This window comes from Mesorhizobium sp. M2E.F.Ca.ET.219.01.1.1 (assembly GCF_004016445.2).
Taxonomy (GTDB): Bacteria; Pseudomonadota; Alphaproteobacteria; order Rhizobiales; family Rhizobiaceae; genus Mesorhizobium.
The window spans coordinates 208,932-234,736 of the sequence record NZ_SADT02000008.1; the positions used below are offsets into that span (position 1 = coordinate 208,932).

The window sequence follows — 25,805 nt, forward strand, 5'->3', positions numbered from 1 at the left end:
AGGGGTAGTGCTCTTCCAGGAGATGCTCCGGTGCAGGCCATGCAGGGCGATTTGCTCGCCACACTCGATGGAACGCTGGTCGTGTCGTGCCAGGCCGAGTCCGGCCTGCCGCTCGACGCTCCCGACCACATCGCCGCGATGGCGCGCTCCGTCGTGTTGGGCGGCGCCACTGGCGTGCGCATCGAAGGCGCGGCCAACATCGCCGCCGTCCGCGCCGCGGTCGAGGTGCCGCTCATAGGCCTCATCAAGGTCAGGCGTGACGACACCGAGGTCTACATCACGCCGACGCTCGACGAAGTCGCCGCCGTCATCGAAGCCGGCGCCGATATCGTCGCTATCGACGCCACCAGCCGGCCGCATCCGGCTGCGTTGAAGGCGATGTTCGCCAGCATCGCGGCGAAGGGGCGGCTCTCCATGGGCGATGTCGCCACGCTCGATGAAGGCAAGCGCGCGCTCGACGCCGGCGCTGACCTCATCAGCACCACCATGGCCGGCTACACGGACTACTCCAACGATCAGCGCGGCCCCGCCTTCGCCCTGATGGAGGAATTTGCCCGCGCCGGCCTGCCTTTCGTCGCCGAGGGGCGCATATGGTCGCCGGACGAGGCCGTCCGCTGCTTCGAGCTCGGCGCCCGCTTCATCGTCGTCGGCGGCGCGATCACGCGGCCCGATGCCATTACTCGCCGCTTCGCCGACGAGGTCGCCGCCTGGGGCGCCCGTCCGCAACTGAGAAGGAATCCGACATGATCAAACGTCGCCGCGTTGCCGTCATCGGCGCAGGCTTCATGGGCTCCATGCATGCCGGCATCTTCGCCGGCATGATGGGTGCGGAGCTCGCGGCCATCGTCGACCCCAACCGTGCGCTGGCCGAGGCGGTGGCGGCAAAGGCGACGGGCTGCAAAGTCTATGACAGCCACCAGGCGCTGCTGGCGGCCGAACGCGATCTTGACCTCGTCTCGATCTGCACGCCCGACAACCTGCATCTGGCGCCGGCGGTCGCGGTTGCCGAAGCCGGCATCAACGTCTTCGTCGAAAAGCCGATCTCCTCCAAGGTCGACGACGCCCGGGCCATCATCGCTGCCTGCGAGGCGGCGGGCGTAAAGCTCGGCGTCGGCTACCTGCTGCGCTTCGATCCGCGCTACGCTGCCGCCAAGGAGCTGATGACATCGGGCAAGATCGGCGAGCCGATCCACATCTATGCCCGCCGCAACAGCGCTCGCACCGAAGGCCCGAAGCGCTATGGCGGCAAGCTGCCGCTGGCGCTGCATGTCACCGTCCACGACGTCGACATGGTGCTGTGGATGCTGGAAGGCCAACAGCCGGTGTCGGTCTACGCGCAGCAGACCGACAAGCTGCTGGGTAGCTCCGGCACGCAGGACAGCATCGCGGCAATCGTGCGCTTTTCCGGCGGCACGGTCGTCAATTTCGAGAGCGCCTGGTCGCTACCGTCCGGCGCGCGCCACATGATCGACGCGCGCATGGAGCTCATCGGCACCGACGGATCCTTCGAAGTCCAGTGCGGCGACAGCGGGCTCTATTTCGCCAGCAATGAGGGGTCTCGCGAGATCGACACCCAGCACTGGCCCCTCATCAACGGCCGCTTCGACGGCGACCTCGCGCGCCAGCTCGGCGGCCTTATCGACTGGCTGGACGGCGCGGCCCTGCCGATCGCCACGGGCCGGGAAGCCCTTCGTTCGCTCGAACTCACCCTTGCCATGATGCAGTCGGCGCAGAGCGGCGAAATCGTGCGCCTCGGTTGAGCTCAATCAAACGAACGGCGCTGTTGCAACGAGGCCCGACGGCCCAAGAATGGGAGACGAAACATGCTGAACAGACGCAATCTACTGATGCTTGGCGCGGCCGCCGCCGCGCTGTCGCTGGCCGCGCCGGCGTCCGCTGAGGACAAGCCGTTCAATGGCGTGCAGATATCGGTGCTGCTCGAGGGCCACCCGACCACCGACGCCATCCAGAAGATGGTGCCGGAATTCAAGGAGAAGACCGGCATCGACGTTGCGATCGAAGTGGTGCCCGAGGCGGACATCACCGCCAAGGAATTGCTTGAATTCTCATCCAAGTCCGGCCGCTACGATGTCGTCCAGAACAACATCATCTACCTGCCGGGCTTCGTGAAGTCCGGCTACATCGTGCCGCTCGACGATTTCCTGACCAAGCACAAGGAGAATTTCGACAAGGCCGATTTCGTGCCCGGCTATTTCAACACCAATGTCCTCGACGGTAAGGTCTACGGCCTGCCGGTCTATGGCGAGAGCACCTTCGTCATGTACCGCAAGGACCTGTTCGAACAGTACGGGCTGGCCGCGCCGAAGTCCTTCGAGGACATCGAGAACGCGGCGAAAACCATCTCGGAAAAAACCAACAAGCAGATCGCCGGCATCACCATGCGCGGCCAGCAGGGCATCCAGGGTGTCTATGTCTGGGCGGCCTATCTGTGGGGCTTCGGCGGCTCCTTCTTCGATGCCGGCGGCAAGTCGGCGCTGGCGACGCCTGAAGGTATCGCCGCGCTCGACGCTTTCACCAAGGTGCTCAAGGACTACGGCCCGGTCGGCGTCGCCAATTTCGGTTGGGAGGAAAACCGGCTGCTCTTCCAGCAGGGCAAGGCGGCAATCACGCTCGATGCGACCGTCAACGGCGCCTACAATGAAGACCCGGCCGTCTCGACGGTGGTCGGCAAGGTCGGCTATGTGCCGGTGCCGATGAAGTCGGCTTCGCCCAAGGGCGGCTCGTCCTCGCTAGCCGTGCATTCCATGTATGTCTCGGCCGAATCGAAAAACCAGGAAGCGGCGGCCCTCTTCGCCGCTTGGGCGACCGCCAAGGAACAGCAGCTGAAGTCGATCGAGACCGACCCCAACTCCGGCGTGACCTCGCTCTCGGCGCTCAACAGCGACAGCTTCGGCAAACGCTACGGCGCCTTCAAGGAAGGCATGATCGCCGCCATCAACGCCGGCAACCCGCAATATCTGCCGACAGTCGAGCAGGCGAACGAGATCATCAACAACACAGGCATCGCCGTCTCCAAGGCGCTCGCCGGAACCGCAAGCGCCGCCGACGCGCTGAAGGAAGCTGACGAAGCCAACAACGCTGCGCTCGCCCGCTAAGGGTCGAGTGGCGTGCCCTGCCGCGTGCGCTCCCTGTGCGCGGCAGGGTGAAATTCTCAGGTTGATCCGATGAGACCCGTGGCCGCAGCGTCCGATCCCACAAAGCACTTCTTCCAGCCGATCATCGTCTGCCTGACGATGGCGTCGGTGGCGCTAACGCTGTTCGTCATCTGGATCTCGCTGCACGATCTTTCGCTGATGCGGGCAGGGCGGGAAAAGTTCGTCGGGCTCGACAACTACATCCGCTTCCTTGGCGATCCGCGCGCCATGGCCGCGCTCTGGCGCTCGGTGCTCTTCACCACATTGGCGACGGTGATCGAGATCGCGCTTGGTCTTGCGGTGGTGCTCTTCCTAGACCGCGACTTCGCGATGAAGCGGCTGGTGCGCACGCTGCTGCTTGTGCCGATCATTATGACGCCGGTTGTCGTCGGCCTCACCTGGCGCTTCCTGTTCGACCCTGCCACCGGCATGGCGAACTATCTTCTGTCGTTGGGCGGCATTTCCCTGGTCGACTGGTTGGGCAGCCCTCAGATCGCTCTCTTTTCGGTGCTGATCGCCGACATCTGGCAGTGGACGCCCTTCGTCATCCTGCTGGTGATGGCCGCGCTGGAGTCGGCGCCCACCGATCCGCTCAACGCCGCCCGCGTCGACGGCGCGCGCGAATGGCAGGTCACCTGGTATGTGCTTCTTCCCATGCTGCGCCGCGCGCTCGCCATCGTCGCCTTGATCAGGGCGATCGACAGCATCAAGGCGTTCGATCTGTTTTACATCATGACGCGCGGCGGGCCGGCGCTGTCGACCGAGACGCTGAACTATTACGGCTACATCGTCGCCTTCACCAATTTCGACATCTCCTACGCATTGGCCATCGCCATCATCCTGACGGTGTTCACCAATGTCGCGCTGCTCACCATGTACAGCGTGCTCTTTCCGAAGACAGGGGACCGCTGATGGGCAGGCGCACTCTGTTCTATCTCGGGCTGGTCCTGCTTCTCTTGGCGGTGCTGTTCCCGCTCTACTGGGTCATCGTCACCTCCTTCAAAACGACGCGCGATGCCTTCGCCATTCCGCCTGTCTGGCTGTTCAGCCCGACGCTCGACAACTACCGCACGGTGTTCGCCAATCGCGGCTTCCTTAGCGCCTTCGCCAATTCCTTCATCGTGTCGATCCTCTCCAGCGCGCTCGCCGTCGCCGTCGGGTCGGTCGCGGCTTATGGGCTGGCGCAGCAGCCGGCGGAGCTGCGCCGCGCACGGGAGAAATTCATTCTCAGCCTGCGCATCGCGCCGGCGCTGCTCTTCGTTATCCCGATGTACTACCTGGCGACCCGCATCGGCGCGCTGAACAAGCACTGGCTGCTGATCGCCGCCTATGCTTTCGTCAACGTGCCCTTCGCCATCTCGCTGCTCATCACCTTCTTCGACGACATTCCGAAGGAGCTGCGCGATGCAGCGCGCGTCGACGGCGCGCGCGAGTTTTCGATCTTCTGGCACGTCTATCTGCCGGCGGCGCGCGGCGGCATCATAGCCACGCTGATCCTGTGCGTTCTGTTCACCTGGAACGAGTTCTTCGTGGCGCTCGTGCTCACCGGCCGCGACACCCAGACACTGCCGGTCTCGATCACCTCGTTCCTGACTTTCCAGGGTATCCAGTGGGGCGCGCTCACCGCCGCCGCCACCCTCATCATGCTGCCGATGATCGTGCTCGGCATCCTGGTGCAAGGGCAGGTCGTGCGCGGCATGACGCTCGGCAGCGTGAAGGGCTGAATTTCAGATGGCGCAACTTTCGATAAGATCGGTCTCGAAATCCTATGGCGCGGTCCAGGTGCTGGACGACGTCTCGGTCGAGGTGGAGGAGGGGTCCTTCGTCGTGCTGCTCGGCCCGTCCGGCTGCGGGAAGTCGACGCTGCTCCACGCGGTGGCCGGCCTCAACCCGATCGACTCCGGCACGATCGTCATCGGCGACCGCAACGTCACCAACTTGCCGGCGCGGGACCGCGACGTGGCAATGGTCTTCCAGTCCTATGCCCTTTACCCGACCATGACGGTGGCGCAGAACATCGCCTTCCCGTTGAAGATGCGTGGCCTCGATCGCAGGACATCCGATGAGAAGGTCGCGGGCGTCGCGCGCCTGCTGCAGATCGAGCCGCTGCTGGCGCGGCTGCCGCGCGAGCTGTCCGGCGGCCAGCGCCAGCGCGTCGCCATCGGCCGGGCGCTGGTGCGCGATCCGCGTCTTTTCCTCTTCGACGAGCCACTGTCGAACCTCGACGCGGCACTTCGCACCGAGCTTCGGGCCGAGATCAAGCGCCTGCATCAGTCGATCCGCCGCACCATGGTCTATGTCACGCATGACCAGACCGAGGCGCTGACGCTCGCCGATAAGATCGTCGTCCTGAAGGCCGGCCGCATTGAGCAGACCGGTACGCCGCTGTCGCTTTATGACGATCCCGACAACGCCTTCGTCGCCGGCTTCATCGGCACGCCGCGCATGAACTTCCTCAAGGCGGTCGTCGTGGACGACGGCAAGGCGCTGACAACCGGCGAGGCGAGAGTGGACATCTCGCATCTCAAAACAAAGCTGGAGAACGGCAAAACGGTGACTCTGGGCATCAGGCCGGAACATCTCGACGAAAAGCAGGGCGTTGCGCTGCCGCTTGCCGTGGACGTCACCGAGCGCCTGGGCTCGACCTCCTATGTGCATGGCGCGCTGCCGAGTGGCGAGACCGTCGTCGCTGAACGCCGCGAGGACCAGCCCCGCTTCGGCGAGACCATCACGCTGCGCTTTAAGCCCGGGCTCGCCCGCGTCTTCGATGGAGACGGAAACCGTATTCGCTGACGCCCCTGCCCCAGCTTGCACACAGTTAAGTTCCCAAGGGAAAGGGGCGGGTTTTCTGGTCTACGCCACCCGAAACCGGACTGTCTGTTCACGGCCCCAGAGCACGCATGAGAGCTTTGCGCCTCATGCGCGAACCCGCATCGTGGAAGGGACGCCTCGTTCTGAGATGGCGCGACAGGCATTGGTCTGAGCAGGTAACTGCAGCCGCCTACGCTCTGAAAAGCCCGTCGCCTTCCAAGCGCCTGCTGGAATTTACTCGAAACATTCGGAACAGGGCTGTCAGGGAGCTTAAGAGCCACGGCCGGCGAGGTTTTGCAAATCGGCGAGGAGGCTTGTAGGAGCCCCGGCGGCTCACCAGCCGTCCGGGGCTTTGGCATGTACGCTGTACCAGGCATGTCCAATATGAGCCTGCGCTAATATCGTGAACGAATAGTGAATTCGGACCTCACACCTTGCCGCTTGCGCGCTGCGGCCGGCAAGGGGGAGCTACGCCGCGGCTCGAGTCCGACGATGCTGTATGATTCATCAGTTGTCAGCCGCGCCCTTGCCCGCCTTGCTCTTCGCGGCCTCCGGTTGCTGCCCCGCAATCTGGGTCGGGAACGAAAGAGAAGGAGCGCGACAGTGCGCGATGGCGAAACATGGAAAAAGCAGAACTGGAAGAGCTGAAAGAGAAGGTGCCCTGCGCCGCGGTGCTTGAGCATCTAGGATTCGCGCCGGACCGCAAGGAGAGCACGCGCAAGGCAAGGAAATATCGCCGCGAGGCGGCGATCATCATCGTCATTCATGACGGCAAGGGCTGGTTCGACCCGCTCTCCGACGGCAAGGGCGATGTCTTCCGCCTCGTAGAGCATCTCGAAGGCGTGCCTTTCGTCGAGGCCATGAATGAAGTCGCCGGCCTCGTCGGATTTGTGCCGGCCGAGAATGTCCGGGATCGGGAAACCCGCGACCGGCAGCCCGATCTTTCGGTTCCGGAACGCTGGCGGGCGAGGCGCAAGCCGTGGCGCAGCTCGGCGACTTGGCGCTATCTTAGTGACACCCGCCATCTTCCCGAATCCGTTCTCCGGGCTGCGATCGCTGCGGACATCCTGCGTGAAGGCCCGCATGGCAGCATGTGGGCAGCACATGTCGATGCCGACGGCGCCGTTGCCGGATGGGAGGAGCGCGGCCCGGACTGGCGCGGCTTCGCCACCGGCGGCGCCAAGGTGCTGTTTAGGCTCGGCCATGACGGGGCGCTTCGCCTCTGCGTGACCGAGGCGGCGATAGACGCCATGAGCCTCGCCGCGTTCGAGGGCCTTCGCCCCGACACGCTCTATCTCAGCACCGGAGGCGGCTGGTCGCCGGCGACGGACGCGGCGATCCGGGCGCTCGCCGTCAGGCCCGGAGGCCAGCTTGTCGCCGCCACTGACAACAACAAGCAGGGCGACGTTTATGCTTGCAGGCTTCTCGCCCTTGCCGAGGAGGCCGGATGCCGCGGTGAGCGATTGCACCCTGTTGCCGAGGATTGGAACGCCGATCTGAAAGCAATGGAGGAAGCCAGAGGAAAGGAGGAGAGAGGCCGACTGCCGCATGCCCGACGGCCGCGTCAAGGGTGACGCTCCGCCCGGCTGCGCCGGCCCTTGACCCGCCCGGTCGGAGAGGCGGCTGCAGGGAGGGGTCCGGAAGGGCTGAAGATGATGGTGATCCGCGAGGGACCAACCGCGCTCCGGCCCGCAACTGGCCAAGGAGCCTCCCATGACCCTTCAGTCCTCCATCCGCAAGATCTACCAGGGCGTCGCCGACCGTCGGCAGATGTATCGCCTGTTCGATCGCCATGCCCAGCGGCCCAATCGCTGGGAGAATGACGACAGCGCGCTGTTCATCGGCGAATGGTTCGAGATAGCTCGCGCCGAGCACGATTACATGCTCGACATCCTGCCGCCGCTCTGGATGTGCGGGGACATGTTCGCGCTGCGTGAGTTCCTTACCGAGAGCGTCACCAGCGTGTTCTACACGATGCGCATCGACGGCAGGGCGCGCTATTTCCATGCCTATTGCGACCTATCTCAGGCCTGCTCCCGGGTCGAGACGCGCGACGTCATCGTCGAGCGCGAGTCCTGGCCGGTTAAGGCGATGACGCGTGAGGAGCGTCTCGAGCACATCTGGAGCGCCACGCACGATGAGTATCGGGGCTATGCCGGTGAGCGCTTTGTGCCCGAGCACCGCGGCAAACGAACCCTCCTCGTCTATGGCCCGGCGCGGACCGAGCTCAAGCTGCTTGAGGATCTCACCGACGACGAGATTGCAGCCAAGCTGCCGGTGCATCTCAGGCACCTTCCCGCGAAGACCGCGGCGTGAGGGGAGCGGCGATGTTTACCTTTCCCATTGTCGCCGTCCGCAAAGTCATCGACCGCGGCATTGCCGATGCCGCCGTCAATCGCGGCTTCCGAAATCCCTACTACGGCACGCGCCCCGGCGAGGGCGAGAAGTCGGGCCTGTGGCTGGTCGGCGACCAGGGCGTCTACATCATGTCCAACGGCAAGCTCGCGGAAGGCTCCCGCGCGCTCGTCGTCTATGCCGAGCAGTGCCATCCCAAGGGCGACTTCGACTGGTGGGACTACAAACGCCGCCACTTCGGCGCGGATGACGGCATCGAGTTCATCGAAGCCGAGCGGCTGATCCCGCTCGTCGACCGCAACTATGGTGCCACCCACCTAAACGTTGAGCTCACCGAGACCGACATCGCGCTCTCGCTGATCACCCGCTGACCTTCCCAAACCCCCACCGCGACCACCGGCCGATCCTGCTCGGCCGGGCTCACGCGCGACCTCACCCAAGGAGAATTCCCATGCCCAGCGACGATCCCTTCACGCTCGATCTTCTCGGCAATACTGCATTGTCGTCTGGTCTCGGCCTCGGCGTCACCGCCTTCGGCAGCGCCGACGAGCCGGAGAACGGGCAAAGCGCGGTCCTAGCAGAGACGGCTCGACCAGCGGGGCTCGGCCCGGATACCGCCGCCACCCCGCGCCCGCCCCATGCTAAAGATGGCCGCAGGGAGAACTTCATTCTCGCCGGCGACCGAGGCCTCGCCAAAGGTTGGAAGCGGCGGGCCCAGGACAACATCGACGCCATTCGCCTTGCCGCCGAGATTGAGGCCGCCAATCGGCCGGCGACGCCAGAGGAACAGGCGCGGCTCATCCGCTTCACAGGCTTCGGTGCCTCCGAGCTTGCCAATGCCGTGTTCCGGCGCGCCGGCCAAGACGGCCTCCGATCCGGCTGGGATGAAATCGGCGCCGAACTTGAAGTGACGGTGCCGCGCCATGAATACGCCTCGCTCGCCCGCTGCACTCAGTATGCGCACTTCACGCCGGAGTTCATTGTAAAAGCGATGTGGTGGGGCCTGCAGCGCCTAGGCTGGCGTGGAGGCAAGGTGCTTGAACCCGGCATCGGCACCGGCCTGTTTCCGGCACTCATGCCCGCGACCCTGCGCGCTGCGTCCCACGTCACCGGTGTCGAGCTCGATCCGGTGACGGCGCGCATCGCCCGCCTGCTGCAGCCGCGCGCACGTATCGTCAATGCGGACTTCGCCCGCGCCGACCTTCCGGCCTCATTCGACCTTGCCATCGGCAATCCGCCCTTCTCAGATCGCACTGTGCGCTCGGACCGCATGTATCGGTCGATGGGGTTGCGCCTGCACGACTATTTCATCGCGCGATCCATTGACCTTCTGAAGTCTGGCGGTCTCGCGGCGTTCGTGACCAGCGCGGGCACGATGGATAAGGCGGACAGCTCGGCGCGCGAGCATATCGCGAAGTCCGCCGATCTCGTCGCCGCCATCCGCCTGCCGGAGGGCAGCTTGCGGCAGGACGCCGGCACCGACGTCGTGGTCGACATTCTCTTTTTCCGCAAGCGCAAGCCCGGCGAGGCCGAAGGCGATGCCGGCTGGCTCGAAATCGACGAGGTCCGCCCAGCCGATCGCGACGATAGCGCGATCCGCGTGAACCGCTGGTTCGCGAGGCACTCCGATTTCGTGCTCGGCAGCCACGCCACGAAGTCCGGTCCCTTCGGCGATACTTACACCTGTCTGCCGCGCCAAGGCGCCGATCTCGGGCAGACTCTTTCCGAAGCGATCTCTCTTCTTCCGGAAGCGATCTATGACGGCGAGCCCGAGGTCATTGATCGCGACGCCGACGACAGCGTCGATGCCATCGACGCGCTTCGTCCTGACGAGATCGCTATCCGCGAGGGCAGCTACTTCATCGCCAAGAACACGGCCCTGATGCAGATGGTCGACGGCGCGCCTGTGACCATCACTGTGCGCAAGGGGCGCGGCGCCCACGGCGTGCCGGACAAGCACGCCCGCATCATCCGCAAGCTGATCCCGATCCGCGACGCTGTGCGCGAGGTTCTCAAGTCGCAGGAATTCGATCGGCCGTGGAAGTCGGCGCAGGTCAAGCTGCGGATCGCCTGGTCGAACTTCGTGCGCGCCTTCGGGCCCATCAACACCACGGCGGTGTCGACCAGCGAGGACCCGGAGACCGGTGAGATGCGCGAGACGCATCGCCGGCCGAACCTGCAGCCCTTCCTCGACGATCCCGATTGCTGGCTGGTCGCCTCGATCGAGGACTACGATATCGAGACCAATACGGCGCGGCCCGGGCCGATCTTCACCGAGCGGGTCATCGCCCCACCATCGGCGCCGATCATCACTTGCGCCGCCGATGCATTGGCCGTGGTGCTCAACGAGCGCGGCCATGTCGACATCGAACACATAGCCGAGCTGCTTCATGACGATGTGGATTCCGTCATCACCGAACTGGGCGACGCCATCTTCAGCGATCCCGAGAGCGGCGGATGGCAGACGGCCGACGCCTATCTTTCCGGTCAGGTCCGCGACAAGCTCAAGGTGGCGCAAGCCGCCGCCGCTCTCGATTCCCTCTTCGAGCGCAATGTCCGAGCGCTCGTCGCCGTCCAGCCGGCCGACCTCGGCCCCTCTGACATCACCGCCCGTCTTGGCGCGCCGTGGATTTCGGCTGCCGACGTCGTCGCCTTCGTGAAAGAAACCATGGGCGCCGAGATCCGCATCCATCACATGCCCGAGCTCGCCTCGTGGACGGTCGAGGCCCGGCAGCTCGGCTACATGGCGGCCGGCACGTCGGAATGGGGCACTGGGCGCCGTCATGCCGGCGAGCTCATTGCCGATGCACTGAACAGCCGCGTGCCGCAGATCTTCGACACCATCAAAGACGGGGACAGCGAACGGCGAGTGCTCAACGTCGTCGATACGGAGGCAGCCAAGGAGAAGCTCGCCAAGATCAAGACGGCGTTCCAGACCTGGATCTGGTCCGATGCCGATCGGACCGACCGGCTGGCGCGGGTCTATAATGACCGCTTCAACAATATCGCGCCCCGGCACTTCAACGGGGACCACCTGCAGCTTCCGGGCGCCTCTGGCGCCTTTTCTCTTTATCGACACCAGAAGCGCGGCGTCTGGCGCATTGTCTCGGCGGGCTCGACCTACCTCGCCCATGCGGTCGGCGCGGGCAAGACGATGACTGTTGCCGCCGCCGTCATGGAGCAGAAACGGCTCGGCCTGATTGCCAAGGCAATGTTGGTCGTGCCCGGCCATTGCCTTGCGCAGGCGGCCCGCGAGTTCCTGGCGCTTTATCCGACGGCGCGAATCCTGGTCGCTGACGAGATCAACTTCACCAAAGACAAGCGGCACCGATTCGTGTCGCGGGCCGCGACCGCGACTTGGGACGCCATCATCATCACTCATTCGGCTTTCCGCTTCATCGGCGTGCCGTCCGCCTTCGAGCAGCAGATGATTCACGACGAGCTGGAGCTCTATGAATCGTTGCTCACCAAGGTCGAGAGCGGTGACCGCGTATCGCGCAAGCGCCTCGAGCGGCTGAAGGAAGGCCTCCAGGAACGGCTGGAGTCGTTGGCGACCCGCAAGGATGACCTGCTGACGATCTCCGAGATCGGCGTCGATCAGATCATCGTCGACGAGGCGCAGGAGTTCCGCAAGCTCTCCTTCGCCACGAACATGTCGACGCTCAAGGGCATCGATCCGAACGGCTCGCAGCGCGCCTGGGACCTCTATGTAAAATCGTGTTTCACTGAGACCAAGAACCCGGGTCGTGCGCTCGTACTCGCTTCCGGCACCCCGATCACAAACACGCTCGGCGAAATGTTCTCGGTGCAGCGATATCTCGGCTATGCCGCGCTCGCCGACCGGGGCCTGCACGAGTTCGACGCCTGGGCATCGACCTTCGGCGATGTCACCACCGAGCTCGAGCTGCAGCCCAACGGCAAGTACAAGCCGGTCACGCGCTTCGCGACCTTCGTCAACGTCCCCGAGCTCATCGCCATGTTCCGCTCCTTCGCGGACGTGGTTATGCCCGAGGATTTGCGCGACTACGTCAGGGTGCCGGCGCTATCGACCGGCGCGCGGCAGATCAGGACCTCGAGGCCCTCCGCTGCCTTCAAGCGCTACCAGGTCCTGCTCGATGCCCGGATCAAGGCGATCGAGCAACGCGATCGGCCGCCCGAACCCGGCGACGACATCCTGCTCTCTGTCATCACCGACGGCCGCCACGCGGCGATCGACCTGCGCCTCGTCGATCTCGACAGTGACAACGAGCCGGACAACAAGCTCAACGAGCTCATCGGCAACGCCTTCCGCATATGGCAGGAGACTGCCGGCAACGCCTATGTCCGTCCTGATGGCAAGCGCTTCGAGCTGACGGGTGCTGTCCAAATGATCTTCTCCGATCTCGGCACGGTCAGCGTCGAGAAGACGCGCGGCTTCTCCGCCTATCGCTGGATCCGCGACGAGCTGGTTCGTCTCGGCGTGCCGGCGTCGGAAATCGCCTTCATGCAGGATTTCAAGAAGTCGGAGGCCAAGCAGCGGCTGTTCGGCGATGTTCGCGCTGGCAAGGTCCGTTTCCTGATCGGCTCGTCCGACACGATGGGCACCGGCGTCAATGCGCAGCTCCGCCTCAAGGCCTTGCACCATCTCGACGTGCCCTGGCTCCCCTCACAGATCGAGCAGCGGGAAGGTCGCATCCTGCGGCAGGGCAACCAGCATGATGCCGTCGACATCTTCGCCTATGCCACCGAAGGCTCGATGGACGCGCAGATGTGGCAGAACAACGAACGCAAGGCCCGCTTCATTGCCGCAGCTCTGTCGGGCGACACCTCGATCCGCCGGCTCGAGGACCTCGGTGAAGGGCAGGCCAATCAGTTCGCCATGGCCAAGGCAATTGCCTCGGGGGACCCGCGCCTGATGCAGAAGGCTGGCCTCGAAGGCGACATCGCCCGGCTCGAACGCCTGCGCGCCGCGCATCAGGACGATCAGTTCGCCATCCGCCGGCAGATCCGCGACGCCGAACGCGACATCGAATATTCGACTCGACGTAGCGGCGAGATCGGTCAAGACCTGGACCGTCTGACCCCGACGACGGGCGAGGCGTTCCGCATGACCGTGGGGGACGAGACTTTCGCCGAGCGCAAGCTGGCCGGGCGTGCGCTGATGAAGGAGATCCTAACGCTGGTCCAGCTCCAACACCCCGGCGACTCCATCATCGCGACGATCGGCGGCTTCGAGCTGAAACTTTCCGGGGAGCGCTTTGGCCAGAACGGTTATCGCTATTCCACTGTGTGGCTGCGCGCCGGCGCCGAGACCGAGATCGAACTACCGGTCACCACCACGCCGCTCGGCGCGATCGCCCGGCTGGAACATGTTCTCGGCGCCTTCGAAGATGAACGGGCGCGCTATCGACATCACCTCTCTGACGCGCAGCAGCGCCTGGCGTCCTATCGTATGCGCGAGGGTGGCACGTTCGCCTTCTCGGATGAGCTGGCCGAGAAGCGCCGGCAGCTTGCCGAGATCGAGAAGTCGCTTGCCGCCGACGTCGATGGTGCGAGGCCCGAGGATACGCGGGCGACAGCCGCGTAGATCAACCGAGCCGGTGCTCGTCGTCGATCAGCTCGAGTCTCGAAGGAGCAGCGTCACCCCATCGCCACAGAACGAGATTCGAATCGCCGGCTACGGCGCCCTTGGCGAAGCTCGGTACGAGCAGGCCATTATAGCTTTGCGCGACGAGCTCACGGGCAAATCGCTGTGTATGCGCCTCGCCATGGTCTCTCATCTGATCGCGCCATTTCGGGTCGGCGAGGGCCGCCGCATCGAGGCCCATTGCGGCAAGAGAAGTGGCGTCGCCCGCATCGAATACGGCCTCGATCTCGGCGCGATAGGCGACAAGCGTCGTCGGTTGCAGATCGCCCACCTGGTTGGCTTCGCGCAAAGCTGTCAGGATCGACGTCGACGCATAGAGCGCCGGCATCCCTTTGGGGTTGAAACGCCCTCCATAAAGCTCGGCACCACGTCCCGACATAGGCTCGCGGGCATACACCGGGTTGAGAGCGCGGTAGAGCCGGCCCGAATAGGTGATGGCGGCGACAGTCAGGCGTAGACCCCTGCATCGACCGCGTCGATGAAGTCGAGGACCTCGTCTGCCCGGCCCTCCCGAACGAGCTGCATGGCCGTTCGTCCCGAAAATCCCGGCAGCGGCTCGGAGCGGTACCAGGCATAGGCCATGAGGGCGGAGCCAAATCGCGACTCGACCTTGTTCACGATCTCCACCATCTCGCGCAGGCGGCGCTGCGTCTTGTCCGAACGCACCCGCTCCCGGCGCTGAACGGCGTCTTTACCCAGACCAGCGGTACGCGCGATCTCCTCGCTCGTGGTGCGGAAGGCGTCCGCAATCTTCTTGGGCGCGAACAACCCGTCGTCCGCATATTGTGCCAGGCCCATCACAGCACCTCCGTAGCCAACAATTATGACGCAATATAGCGTCAGGATTGGCGGCGTTCAAGGCTGCCAGGCATCTGCGCGTCACAATGGCTGTTCAAGCGGCCAAACTCGACGGCAGCGTGGGCGACTTCGCAGGCATGTGTGAAACCATGTGGATAGCATCGGCGGGATCAACCCAACCCGCCTCCTGTCGCAAGGCGACCTCGGCGTCGCTCCGTGGCGCGACATTCCAGAGGGGAAGTGAGGGGTGACGGAAAAGAGGAAGGACTGCTCGCAGATCGGGCGGACCGCTGACGCCGACCGCTCAATCGCTCCCGTCGCGATCCCGGCCCGTCATCCTGCGCAGGGCTGAAGGAGCCCCGCTTGGCTAGCCGGACAGGGATGCTCGTTCGCAATTGCACCGGCCTGCCCGCTCCGCGGGCCGGGGGGTGTCTTCGGGAAGAAGACGAAAAAGGGACCGGTGAACAGGCCGCGTCCGCAATCCCCAAAGGAGCATCTCCATGGAACTGAAATTTGTCGATCCACGCTCGCTCAAGGACAATCCCGACAGGGCGCGCCGTTCCAAGTCCAGCCCGCAGGCCGACGCCCTGCTGCTGGCGACGATCAAGGCTGTCGGCATCGTGCAGCCGCCTGTCGTCGCCGCCGAGACCGATGGCGGCAACGGCTTCGTCATCGACGAGGGCCACCGTCGCGTCAAGCAGGCGATCGCCGCCGGTCTGGACGAGATCGCAGTTCTGGTGGTTCCCGGGGCCGAGGACGGTGGCGCTATGCGTTCGCTGGTTACGACGATCGCGCACGAGCAGCTCAACCCCGTCGACCAGTGGCGCGCCATCGAGCGTCTCGTTGCGCTCGGCTGGACCGAGGAGGCGATTGGCATCGCACTCGCCCAGTCAATACGTCAGATCAAGAAGCTGAGGCTGCTCGCCAACGTGCTGCCGGCGATGCTGGACCATATGGCCAAGGGCGACATGCCCGACGAGCGCCAGCTCCGCACGATCGCGGCCGCCTCACTCGACGAGCAGAAGGAGGTTTGGAAGGCGCACAAGCCGACCAAGGGAGACCCGCAGGTCTCGTGGTGGGCCGTCGCAAATGGCCTTGCCAAGACCCGCATGTACGCGCGCGATGCCAGCTTCGGCGACGATCTGCGAGAGGCCTATGGCATCGCCTGGGTCGAGGACCTATTCGCCCCGGCCGACCAGGACAGCCGCTACACCACCGACGTCGACGCATTCCTCGGCGCTCAGCAGGAGTGGATGACGCAGAACCTCCCGAAAAAGGGAGTCATCACCGAAACCAACACCTGGGGCGAGGTGAAGCTGCCGCCCAAGGCCGAACGCGTCTACGGCACACCGAAGAAGTCGGACCACACCGCGATGTATCTCGATCGCGAGGGCAAGGTGAAGACGGTCCACTTCCGCATGCCCGAAGCAAAGAAGGCCAAGGGCAAGGATGCGGAGGACGCCGGCGGCGTCGACGAGCCGATCGTCGTCTCCAAGCCGCGTCCCGACGTGACGCGCAAAGGCATCGAGATGATCGGCGACCTGCGCACCGATGCCCTGCATGAGGCGCTCTCGCGCGCGCCCATCGAAGACGACACGCTGCTCGCGCTGCTCGTTCTTGCCTTCGCGGGCCAGAACGTGCGCGTCGACTCCGGGGCCGGCGGCGATTTCCGCTTCGGCAGACGCTTCGGCCGCCATGCCGCAAGCCTGTTCGATGCCGAAGGCAAGTTCGCCTTCGACATGGACGCGCTGCGCGTCGCTGCCCGCGGCGTGCTGATCGATGTGCTCTCGTGCCGGGAAAACATCAGCAAGTCGGGCATCCTGGCGCTCGTCGCCGGCAAGGCCATCGGCGCCGACGGCTTCCTGGGCAACATGGGCACAGAGGACTTCCTCTCCTGCTTGTCGCGTCCCGCGCTCGAGGCCTCGTGCGCCGACACGCCGGTATTGCCGCGGGCGCGGGTCAAGGACACCAGGGCCGCGCTCGTCGAGCACTTCAGGGAGGGCCACTTCGTCCATCCCGGGGCTCTGTTCGCGCCGAACGGCGCCGGCCTTGCCGAGTGGCTGGCCAAGAGCGCCGACACCCAGGTCGAGGATGAGGATGTTCCTGACGCCGGGGGTGTCGCCGGTGAGGACCACGTGGCTGCGGGCGATGCGACGGACGAGTTCGACGAGAGCTACCGCGAGGCGGCCGAGTAGAGCGTCGCTTCCGCTTTTCGCAGGCATTGCCGCCGCCGGTCATCCCGGCGGCGGTTTCGTTTCAGCTCAAGTTGGCCACAATGATGTGATCAGCTAACGCAAAGTTGATCTCCATCTTGGATTGACTTCAAACAGGCGAAGCAAGTTCCTTCCAATCACGAGAATGGAGGAAGGAATGGCTGAAGAGGTCAGTCCGAATAACCCTGACGCTGTGGCCCAAGTTACCAAGACCGACGTCATGGCGCAGGAATCCATTACCATCGGTCAATTCTGGGATCAAAATCCGTTAATTATGCCTTGGATGGGGGAATATCTACCACGAAATCCTATGTGGAAAGATGGCACATTCATACTATATAACTGCGTTTTTTCTATTGTCATAATTGTACTATTTTCCAACGTACTCATCTTACCGGACAAGCTTGTTTTGGTTCCCGCAATTATTCTGATCGTTTTCGATTCATATCTTTTGGCCGCGTTTAATACCAGAATGGCCCGTGCACAGGGAAAATTTATCAGAGCTAAGCTGCATGCCAGACCCTTTTCCGAAAGGATACGGAGCGGAGTGCAGGGTATCAAAGAATGGTTGAATCCTTAGATCGGTGGCTACCATGCGAAGGTTGTCGCAGTTGCTTTGTTTCGTTTCTGGCGTTCTAGCGACCGGCCTCGCCCATGCTGGGCAGGCGGAAGACGCTTATAAAAGAGGAGATTACTCAACGGCCGTGGAGTTGTGGAGCGTCATGGCTAACATCGGTGATGCCCGGGCAGAGGACAACCTTGGGACCGCTTATGCCGACGGGCACGGTGTCAGACAGGATTACATTCGAGCTGCCGCTTGGTTCCGTCTGGCAGCGGACCAGGGTGACGCCCAAGCAGAGCACAATCTCGGCTCTATTTACGACCGGGGGTTAGGGGTCAAGCAGGACTTTGCCGAAGCTGCAATTTGGTTTCGCAAAGCTGCCGATCAAGGATTGGCGGTCGCTCAAACCAATCTCGGGTTGCTGTACAGAGATGGAAGAGGCGTGCCGCAGGACTACATACAATCTGCCGCATGGTTCCGTAAGGCCGCCGATCAAGGAACGGCCATTGCCCAATATTTTCTGGGTTTGGCTTATGCCAAAGGTCAAGGTGTCACCCAGGATTATCCTGAGGCAATCGCGTGGTATCGCAAGGCAGCGGAGCAGGGAAACGCCCTGGCCGAGCATGATCTTGGCCTGGTTTATGCGGAGGGCCTAGGCGTTACGATTAACTACGTCCAGGCCGTCTCCTGGTTCCAGAAAGCTGCGGACCAGGGAGATGCAGGTGCCGAGTACGACCTTGGTCTTTCGTACTACAGCGGGTTAGGGGTCCCTTTAGACTATGCGGAGGCCGTCGCGTGGCTGCGCAAGTCTGCCGACCAGGGGTACGCTAAAGCTGAGAATAGCCTCGGGGTGGCATACCTCGATGGCCATGGAGTGAGGCAGGACACTGCCCAAGCTCTGATTTTGATACGCAAAGCCGCTGATCAAGGAGATCCCACTGCCAAGGCTAACCTTATCAAGTTGGAGCCGCCCGCAAAAAAGGCCTAAGATCTGCTGTCTCCAAGAGTTTCGGAACTCAAAACTGGTGGGCCTGCTGAGTTTATCCCTAGTTGTAATTCACGTCGGAGCAGGAGAACGGTGCGTCGAGTGCATCGCCACACCCGGCGGAAGGCGCGGCGCCGGCACCGAGAAAAGCCACTTCCTCTTTCCCGCCGGCGAGTACGCAACCGGCCGGTTCGGTTCCGTCATCGACCCCGACCGTCATGCGTCGCCTATCGCGGAAGCTGACGGGGCAGGATCAAGGCGCTCGCCAGATTCTCGATCGGCACGGCGGTGAAACGGCTCACATGAGCGAGTGAGCCTAGCGGTGCCGCTATTCGGTGGGACGCCGGCTAGCTCGAGTGGTCAGCGGAATCATTGGAGGTGACCATTGCGGCGATTGTTGTTGGGTGATGACACGCCAGCATTCGATCGTTGAATTGGCAGATGGTCATGACCACTCGTCCTTCTGTTCCCATGTCGAAATCGAGGCCCGTGCCGGCCTCCCTCGGTCTTGCTGCGGTCCTGAACCGGCCGCCGTTCGCTTCAAGGCCGCGTTCCGCGCCGCCGGCGGCCGGATCGTTCCGGGCTCGGCATGGCAGGTCCGCGTCCCGCGCGAGGGCTGAGGAAGGCCCTGCTTGGCCGCAAACCTTCCATGCTCGCCTCAGTCCGCCCAGGCCCTGAAGCGCCCGTCATTCCTCCGGTTCTTTTTGGTCCGCGCCCGAGGGAGGGCCGGCACGGAGCCGGTCCGAGCTTCGGGAAGCTGAAGAAAGGACATGCCATGACCAAGAAAGCCGCCAATTCCCGCGCAACCGCCCGGGCGGTTCCGCTCCGCAAGGGCACTACCCTCCAAATGGTCCGGCTCGCCTGTCCCGATGCCGCACAGTGCTCGCTCATCTCCGAGAGCTTTGGCCTCCCGGTGCTCGACAGCGACGGAATCCGCGACCAGCACGAAAGGCTCATCGTCGACACGGCCGCCGCGCTCGATGAAGGGCTTGGTGAACGCGCCATGCAGATCCACCTGCAGCGTATTGTCGGCGCATTCGTCGGCTCCGCCTACGGCGCGGGCCAGTTCTACAGCCGCGCGGTGAGCGACGCGCGCGACGCCACGGCGAAATCCGCCTGCGACGACCGGGACGAAGATGTCGATGGACCCGTCGGCTTCGACAGCGCCGCCCAGCGCAAGCGGGAATTCGCCGCGGACATGGCGCTTCAGTCCCATGCCCTGCGCATGGCCGCCGAGGGCGCCGTCGCTGCATACGAGCAGGTCGTCGGCGAAGCCTGGAAGCCCTTCGAGCGCGCGACCGAGAATCCAGGCAAGACGGTGGATCGCAAGGCGGCCGAGCTGCAGATGGCGGCTCTCGGATGAGCCGCCGAGGGCGGGGCTCAGGCCCCGCCTCTCGCCAACGGATGCTCCGTCCCATGAGAGGCAATTTCCGCTCCTCCCCTTGTCATTGAGAAAATCATTCCTGTCTAATTCTATAAATTCAGTCGACTATGAGCCAACGCTCTGTATGGAGCGGTCAACCGAGGGGTGGCCCCTCCACTCAAAGGATCGATCTCATGCGAAAATTGATTTCCGCCGCCTTGGTCGCGCTCGCCGCAGCGGCCACCTCTGGAATGGCTCATGCTGACGACAAAAAGGTCGTCATTGCTTACCAGACCGGAGCTAATCCCTACAATCTCGGCATCGCCAATGGCGACCTTGCCAAGAAAACCGGCTGGAATATCGAATTCCGTCGCTTCAATTCCGGCGCCGACATCTTCGCCGCCATCGCGTCCGGCGACGTCCAGATCGGCGATGTCGGGTCGAGCCCGTTCTCGGCTGCTGTCAGTAAGGGCATCGACGTGAAGGCGTTCTACATCTCGTCGGTCTCGCGTGACGGCGAAGCCCTGGTGGTGCGGCCCGAAATCAAGTCGCCGGCGGATCTGCGCGGCAAGAAACTCGCCGCGGCGCCCGTCTCGACCGACCATTACCAGCTTCTGGCCGTGCTCAAGCAGGAAGGCATTTCCGAGAAGGAAACCCAGGTCATCGCCATTCCGCAGCCCGAGATCGTGGCGGCCTGGAAGCGGGGCGACATCGACGGCGGCTTCGTCTGGGATCCGGCGCTGTCCGAGCTCAAGAAGAACGGGAAGGTTCTGCTCACGGCCGGCCAGGTCGCCGATCGCGGCGCCCCGACCTTCAGCGCGCTGGTCGTCACCGGCGCGTTCGCCAAGGCCAATCCGGAGTTCCTCGCACAGTATGTCCGGCTGATCGACGGCTACAACCAGGCCTATCTGGGCAACCCGGCCGCCTGGGGCCCGGACTCCGAGAGCGCCAAGGCGATCGCGAAATTGCAGGGCGGCACGGCGGCCGAGAATTCGGAGCAGTTGAAGACGACGGTGGTCCCACCGCTCGACGAACAGGTCTCCGACAAATGGCTGGGCGGCGGCGAGAAGAGCGCGGTCGCGAAAATCCTCAAGGACACTGCGAGCTTCCTGAAGGACCAGCACAAGATCACCTCGATCAAGGACAGCTACGCCGCCTTCGCCGATCCGCAATACGCGCAAGTGGCCAAGGCCTCGAACTAGCAATCCTTGAAGGAAACGCGATTTGGCCGGCGCGCCGGGCAAATCGCCCGGAGGCCACCATGCTTCGAATCCGCGACGCCAGCGTTACCTTTCCGGCTTCCGACGGCCAGGACGTGCATGCGCTCGATCACGTCTCGCTCGATATTGCTCCCGCTTCCATTGTTGTCGCGGTCGGTGCTTCCGGCTGCGGCAAGTCGACATTGCTGAACGCGATCGCCGGCTTCCTGCCGCTCACCGAAGGCACCATCACGCTGGACGGACAGGAGATCGTGGCGCCGGGCGGCGATCGCGGCGTCGTGTTCCAGAAGGACACCCTGCTGCCGTGGGCCAATGTGCTGGACAACGTTGCGCTCGGCCTGAAGTACCGGGGCGTATCGCGCGGCGAACGCCATGAGCGATCGAGGCACCTTTTGGAACTAGTCGGCCTCGCCGATTTCGCCGAAAAGCCGCCCTACGAACTGTCCGGCGGCATGCGCCAGCGCGTCGGCATCGCCCGGGCGCTGGCCACCGATCCGAAAATCCTCTTGATGGACGAGCCGTTCGGCGCCCTCGACAGTCTGACGCGCGAGACGATGCAGCAGCTCCTGGCCTCGGTCTGGGCCAAGACCGGCAAGCAGATCCTGTTCATTACCCATTCGATTGAGGAAGCGCTTACGCTCGGCACGACCATCGTCGTGATGTCGCCGCGGCCTGGTCGGATCGTTGCCCGCTTCGACGCCGACTTCGTGCGCGATTTCGCCGAAAGCGGTGACATCGGGCCGATCCAGTCCCACCGGCGTTTCATCGAACTGCGGCAGGAAATCCGCTCGCTCATCCACCAGCCGGAAGGCGCCCGCACAGGAACCTTGCAATGACGCTTGCCGCCAATTCCCCAACCTCGTTCCCGCCCGCGAAGGCTCAGCGGAAGGCCTCTCTCCGACCGCGCCGGCCCGCATCGACAAGCACGTTCGGTATCAGTCTCGTCACGCTGACGGGGCTTATCGCTTTGTGGTTCCTCGCCGCGCGCTTCGGCTGGGCGTCGCCGCTTTTCCTGCCGTCGCCGGCCGACGTGCTGACCCAGTTCGGCGCCGTCGCGGCCGATGGCTATGCCAACGGCACGCTGCTCGACCACGCGCTGGCAAGCCTCGGCCGCATTGCCGCGGCGCTTGGCGTCGGCATTTTTGTGGGCATTCCGCTCGGCCTGCTCATGGGACTCAACCGCTGGGTCAAAGGCATCTTCAGTGTGCCGATCGATCTCTATTGGGGCCTGCCGCCGCTGGCCTATTTGCCTCTGCTGATCATCTGGCTCGGCATCGGCGAAACCTCCAAGATCGTTCTCCTGTCGCTGTCGACCTTCGCGCCCATCTGCTTTGCGGCACAGGCGGGGGTTCGTTCCGTGCCGGTCGAACGCATCAACGCGGCGCTGTCCCTCGGCGCCAGCCGGCTGCAACTGTTCACCAGCATCGTCCTGCCGTCCGCTTTGCCGGAAATCCTCACCGGGCTGAAGATCGCCATCGGTGCCGGATTGTCGACGCTGGTCGCGGCCGAGCTGATCGCTGCCCAGTCCGGGCTCGGCTACATGATCATGTCGGCGGCCAATTTCCTCGCGACCGACGTCGTGTTCGTCGGGCTCATCGTCATCGCCGTCCTCGCCTTCGCCTTCACCAGCGGCATGCGCTGGCTGGAGCACCGCCTCATCCCCTGGAAAGGCAAGCTCTGAGGCTTGCTCCCACAGATTCCGCAATCGCTGTAGGAAACAATCCGATGTCCGGCAACACCCATCCGCTCGATCTCTACTGGTATCTACCGACCCATGGCGACGGCCCCTATCTCGGCACGGACGAGCGGCACCGGCCGGCAACCTTCGGCTATCTCAAGGAGATCGCGCAGGCCGCCGACCGGCTTGGCTTCAAGGGCGTGCTCCTGCCCACGGGGACGCGGTGCGAGGACGCCTGGATCGTGTCCGCCGGGCTGATCCCGCTCACCGAGCGGCTGAAGTTCCTCGTGGCGTTGCGGCCAGGCAGCGGGACGCCGGCGCTGTTCGCGCGCCATGCGGCCACGCTGGACCGCATTTCCGGCGGCCGGGTGCTGCTCAACGTCGTCACCGGCGCGGATCCGGCCGACCTCGCCGGCGACGGCAACAAGCTCAGCCATGACGAGCGCTATGCGCAGACCGACGAATTCCTGACCATCTGGCGGCGCATCCTGTCAGGCGAGCCGGCGGATTTCGACGGCAAGTACCTGTCAGCTCACGGCACCGACATTTCTTTTCCCCCCGTCCAGCAACCTTATCCGCCGCTGTGGTTCGGAGGCTCGTCTGAGGCCGGAATCGACGTCGCCGCTAAACACACGGACGTCTATCTAAGCTGGGGTGAGCCCGTCGAGCAGGTGAAGGAGAAGTTCGATAACGTCAGGGCGCGGGCGGCGGCTCACGGTCGCAAAATCCGCTTCGGATTGCGCATAAACCTGATCGTTCGTGAAACGGAGGAAGAGGCCTGGTCGGCGGCGGAGCGACTGATCAGCCGGGTCACAGACGATGTGATCGCTGAGGCTCAGGATCAATTTACCAAGGTCTCAGAGTCGGTCGGGCAGAAGCGCATATCCGCTCTGCATCAGGGACGTCGTGACAAGCTGGTTATTGCACCCAACCTATGGGCTGGATTGGGTCTCGTCCGAGGGGGCGCCGGCACCGCGCTTGTCGGGAGTGCGGAAAGCGTAGCCGCTCGCATTCGCGAATATCAGGAAATCGGCGTGGAGACGATCATCGCCTCCGCTTACCCGCATTTGGAGGAAGCGTTCAATGTTGCCGAACTGCTTTTTCCGCGACTCGGATTACAAGGTGAACTGCCCCTCAAGGAACGCGGCTGGGATCTTGAGTTCGGACGTGGCAGGGGCGCGGGCGCCCGAGTAGCGGCGTCCTAGGCAGGTCGATTTTAGCGGAAGGAGGACACGGTCCGCGCAGCACCCACATGCCGCTGGCCACCTCTATTATCAGATTTCCAAGCCAGGCCTCAGAATAGCCGCCGAATAGGTCTCTATGCTGCGGTGCTCCAGCTGGAAGTGCGGCTTCTCGCCGATCATCCGAAATACCGACTTCTGCTTCCGGTCCCAAGGCTGTCGCCAGCTTGGCATGTAAGGTGGCCGCTCAAGGCGTGCACGGTGTCTCCGGTCGCCTCGACACTGCTCATCGGGCCTATGAGGACGCTGCCTTTACGAAGCCATTGGTAAACAACGATGCTGCAGTTGCGCTGCGCAGAAAACCGGCTATGAGGTTTCATCTATTGTTGCTGCGAAATGGAGGTTACTGCATGCCGGAAGAGAATGAGAACAGCCGAAGCCATTTGATCGAGCTCACCGCAGATATTGTGTCTGCCTACGTCAGCAAAAACCCAGTGCCGGTTGCGTCTCTTCCAGAGTTGATCGAAAGCGTGAATTCGTCGCTGTCGAAAATCGGACAACCGGCAGAGCCCGAGAAGCCGGCTCAGGCGCCGGCGGTCAATCCGAAGCGGTCGGTGTTCCCGGACTACATCATTTGCCTTGAGGACGGGAAAAAGTTCAAATCTCTCAGGCGCCATCTCGACGTGCATTTCGGAATGACACCCGACGAGTACCGGGAGAAGTGGGGCTTGAAGTCGGACTATCCGATGGTAGCGCCGAACTACGCGGCTCAACGGTCCGCATTGGCAAAATCCAGCGGGCTTGGCCGGAAGCCCACGGCAAAGCCGGCGAAAAGCACAGGCAAAAAGCGTTCTCCGCGATGAACGAGGAGCCTTGCCCGTTCTGCACAGGCACCGATGTGAGGCCCTACGTGACAGGCGAGGCCCGCGGTGTGATAGATGCGACGACCGCATCCGGCGCGGTCTGCATTGGCGAACTGAACGCCGTTAGAAGTTGGAATCGCCGTCCCGCGACACCTGATCAGGATTGGGACTGAGGGTCGGTTATCCAGCCTCATCTCAGCCAAGGTCACAGAATACCCGACCGCTGGGGCTTCGATAGCGGTGTTTTTGATGATCCGGATTCTTGTCGCAGCCGGCGTGATTGCGACGGAGATAGCCGATCTTTCAACGAAGGCTGCCAAGCCTACGTTGAAGAGCAAGCGGATAAAGCAGGTCAGAACAGCCAATCTGACGACGGAAACAATAGCGAGGACAGCGACGAACAGGAAACTCGGCCGGGTCGCGGACGGTTGCCCACTCGTTTCCAGCGGATTTCCACCAGGGCCTGCATCGGATCATGCGCGTCTGCGCGCTCTTGGCTACTCGCGGCTCCGCCTTGTGGATGTGCGCCGATCATTTCGGCACAAGCATATATTTGTTCAGCCGGTGCCGTGGCTCGCCCCCGAGCCCCAGCGGTTAGGCCGGCATTTGCTGGCCTACCCCGCCAGCCTGCCGGCCACTTCCGCGGTTCATCTATTCATCGCGCCAGATCACGCGCTTCTCCCAACGGATCTGCACCAGACGCCGGAACCGGATCGTGTGGGCCTGCTCTCCGGTCGGGTGGAATAGCTGCGCGCTCATCCACTCCCGGCTCTTGCACTGCTGGCAGCGGACCTTGTCTCTAACCTCATCGATCGTGACGTTGCCGATCACCTCCCGCAGCTCGAGCGGCTTGTAGTAGCGCGTGACGTTGCAGCGGGCGCAACGGATGCCCGCCGCCTGCCCTGCGTCGTGGGCATGCATCAGGGTCCAGACGGCGCCGCGCGGCCACTTCTCTGGTTGTTCCGGCATATTCTGAAATGAGGAACATATTCCTG

At 63.6% G+C, this 25,805-nt stretch carries 23 protein-coding genes; 19 read left to right on the top strand and 4 right to left on the bottom strand.

Going from position 1 to position 25,805, the window contains the following annotated elements; all coding sequences use genetic code 11:
* Positions 1-39: 39 nt before the first annotated feature.
* The 10 genes from EN862_RS32035 (at position 40) to EN862_RS32080 (ending at position 13,887) form a co-directional block, all read left to right on the top strand.
* The gene (locus EN862_RS32035; protein WP_127864854.1) at positions 40-747 is read left to right on the top strand and encodes an N-acetylmannosamine-6-phosphate 2-epimerase; all 708 of its coding nucleotides are present in this window, start codon (positions 40-42) and stop codon (positions 745-747) included.
* A complete protein-coding gene (locus EN862_RS32040; protein WP_127864690.1) occupies positions 744-1,760 on the top strand; it encodes a Gfo/Idh/MocA family oxidoreductase in 1,017 nt (338 codons plus the stop codon). The genes EN862_RS32035 and EN862_RS32040 overlap by 4 nt, the downstream gene beginning before the upstream one ends.
* A gap of 63 nt (positions 1,761-1,823) precedes the next feature.
* The gene (locus EN862_RS32045) at positions 1,824-3,116 is read left to right on the top strand and encodes a sugar ABC transporter substrate-binding protein (protein ID WP_127864691.1); all 1,293 of its coding nucleotides are present in this window, start codon (positions 1,824-1,826) and stop codon (positions 3,114-3,116) included.
* A 69-nt stretch (positions 3,117-3,185) separates the two neighbouring features.
* Positions 3,186-4,067, top strand: a complete 882-nt coding sequence (locus EN862_RS32050) for a sugar ABC transporter permease (RefSeq protein WP_127864692.1) — start codon at positions 3,186-3,188, stop codon at positions 4,065-4,067.
* Positions 4,067-4,879 carry a carbohydrate ABC transporter permease gene (locus tag EN862_RS32055; protein WP_127864693.1) on the top strand — a complete coding sequence of 271 codons (813 nt, stop codon included), beginning with the start codon at positions 4,067-4,069 and terminating at the stop codon, positions 4,877-4,879. Before EN862_RS32050 ends, EN862_RS32055 begins: the two co-directional genes overlap by 1 nt.
* 7 nt (positions 4,880-4,886) lie before the next feature.
* Positions 4,887-5,948: an ABC transporter ATP-binding protein gene (locus EN862_RS32060; protein ID WP_127864694.1), complete on the top strand. Its 1,062-nt coding sequence runs from the start codon at positions 4,887-4,889 to the stop codon at positions 5,946-5,948.
* Between the two features lie 638 nt (positions 5,949-6,586).
* The gene (locus tag EN862_RS32065) at positions 6,587-7,540 is read left to right on the top strand and encodes a DUF3991 and toprim domain-containing protein (RefSeq protein WP_127864695.1); all 954 of its coding nucleotides are present in this window, start codon (positions 6,587-6,589) and stop codon (positions 7,538-7,540) included.
* Positions 7,541-7,679: 139 nt separating this feature from the next.
* Positions 7,680-8,282 (top strand): DUF1419 domain-containing protein, encoded by a 603-nt coding sequence (locus EN862_RS32070; RefSeq protein WP_127864696.1) that lies wholly within the window; start codon positions 7,680-7,682, stop codon positions 8,280-8,282.
* Positions 8,283-8,293: 11 nt separating this feature from the next.
* On the top strand, positions 8,294-8,692 hold the full coding sequence (locus EN862_RS32075; RefSeq protein WP_127864697.1) for a DUF3085 domain-containing protein: 399 nt from the start codon (positions 8,294-8,296) through the stop codon (positions 8,690-8,692).
* Between the two features lie 80 nt (positions 8,693-8,772).
* Positions 8,773-13,887, top strand: a complete 5,115-nt coding sequence (locus tag EN862_RS32080) for an N-6 DNA methylase (RefSeq protein ID WP_127864698.1) — start codon at positions 8,773-8,775, stop codon at positions 13,885-13,887.
* A gap of 1 nt (position 13,888) precedes the next feature.
* Here EN862_RS32080 and EN862_RS32085 read toward each other — a convergent pair whose 3' ends face one another.
* Both EN862_RS32085 and EN862_RS32090 read right to left on the bottom strand, forming a co-directional pair.
* Positions 13,889-14,383: an RES family NAD+ phosphorylase gene (locus tag EN862_RS32085; protein ID WP_127864699.1), complete on the bottom strand. Its 495-nt coding sequence runs from the start codon at positions 14,381-14,383 to the stop codon at positions 13,889-13,891.
* Positions 14,384-14,394: 11 nt separating this feature from the next.
* Positions 14,395-14,745: an antitoxin Xre/MbcA/ParS toxin-binding domain-containing protein gene (locus EN862_RS32090; protein ID WP_127864700.1), complete on the bottom strand. Its 351-nt coding sequence runs from the start codon at positions 14,743-14,745 to the stop codon at positions 14,395-14,397.
* A 500-nt stretch (positions 14,746-15,245) separates the two neighbouring features.
* On the opposite strand from EN862_RS32090, the gene EN862_RS32095 reads away from it, so the two are divergent.
* The 3 genes from EN862_RS32095 to EN862_RS32105 all read left to right on the top strand — a co-directional run bounded on the left by EN862_RS32095 (position 15,246) and on the right by EN862_RS32105 (position 18,508).
* Positions 15,246-16,940 carry a ParB N-terminal domain-containing protein gene (locus EN862_RS32095; RefSeq protein WP_127864701.1) on the top strand — a complete coding sequence of 565 codons (1,695 nt, stop codon included), beginning with the start codon at positions 15,246-15,248 and terminating at the stop codon, positions 16,938-16,940.
* 175 nt (positions 16,941-17,115) lie between these two features.
* Positions 17,116-17,538: a hypothetical protein gene (locus EN862_RS32100; RefSeq protein ID WP_127864702.1), complete on the top strand. Its 423-nt coding sequence runs from the start codon at positions 17,116-17,118 to the stop codon at positions 17,536-17,538.
* A 142-nt stretch (positions 17,539-17,680) separates the two neighbouring features.
* Positions 17,681-18,508: a tetratricopeptide repeat protein gene (locus EN862_RS32105; RefSeq protein ID WP_189401934.1), complete on the top strand. Its 828-nt coding sequence runs from the start codon at positions 17,681-17,683 to the stop codon at positions 18,506-18,508.
* A 58-nt stretch (positions 18,509-18,566) separates the two neighbouring features.
* Here EN862_RS32105 and EN862_RS37560 read toward each other — a convergent pair whose 3' ends face one another.
* Positions 18,567-18,725 (bottom strand): hypothetical protein, encoded by a 159-nt coding sequence (locus tag EN862_RS37560; protein ID WP_189401933.1) that lies wholly within the window; start codon positions 18,723-18,725, stop codon positions 18,567-18,569.
* Between the two features lie 555 nt (positions 18,726-19,280).
* Between EN862_RS37560 and EN862_RS32115 the strand changes: the two genes are divergently transcribed.
* From EN862_RS32115 to EN862_RS32140, 6 genes are all read left to right on the top strand, one after another.
* Positions 19,281-19,868 carry a hypothetical protein gene (locus EN862_RS32115; protein WP_127864705.1) on the top strand — a complete coding sequence of 196 codons (588 nt, stop codon included), beginning with the start codon at positions 19,281-19,283 and terminating at the stop codon, positions 19,866-19,868.
* Positions 19,869-20,062: 194 nt separating this feature from the next.
* On the top strand, positions 20,063-21,070 hold the full coding sequence (gene tauA / locus EN862_RS32120) for a taurine ABC transporter substrate-binding protein (RefSeq protein ID WP_127864706.1): 1,008 nt from the start codon (positions 20,063-20,065) through the stop codon (positions 21,068-21,070).
* Between the two features lie 59 nt (positions 21,071-21,129).
* Positions 21,130-21,924, top strand: coding sequence for an ABC transporter ATP-binding protein (locus EN862_RS32125; RefSeq protein WP_127864707.1), 795 nt, complete (start codon positions 21,130-21,132; stop codon positions 21,922-21,924).
* Positions 21,921-22,769: an ABC transporter permease subunit gene (locus EN862_RS32130; protein WP_127864708.1), complete on the top strand. Its 849-nt coding sequence runs from the start codon at positions 21,921-21,923 to the stop codon at positions 22,767-22,769. Before EN862_RS32125 ends, EN862_RS32130 begins: the two co-directional genes overlap by 4 nt.
* A gap of 44 nt (positions 22,770-22,813) precedes the next feature.
* Positions 22,814-23,971 (top strand): FMNH2-dependent alkanesulfonate monooxygenase, encoded by a 1,158-nt coding sequence (gene ssuD / locus EN862_RS32135; RefSeq protein ID WP_127864709.1) that lies wholly within the window; start codon positions 22,814-22,816, stop codon positions 23,969-23,971.
* Positions 23,972-24,357: 386 nt separating this feature from the next.
* The gene (locus EN862_RS32140) at positions 24,358-24,810 is read left to right on the top strand and encodes a MucR family transcriptional regulator (RefSeq protein WP_127864710.1); all 453 of its coding nucleotides are present in this window, start codon (positions 24,358-24,360) and stop codon (positions 24,808-24,810) included.
* A gap of 651 nt (positions 24,811-25,461) precedes the next feature.
* Here EN862_RS32140 and EN862_RS36355 read toward each other — a convergent pair.
* A complete protein-coding gene (locus EN862_RS36355) occupies positions 25,462-25,731 on the bottom strand; it encodes a hypothetical protein (RefSeq protein WP_189401931.1) in 270 nt (89 codons plus the stop codon).
* Positions 25,732-25,805 lie beyond the last annotated feature (74 nt).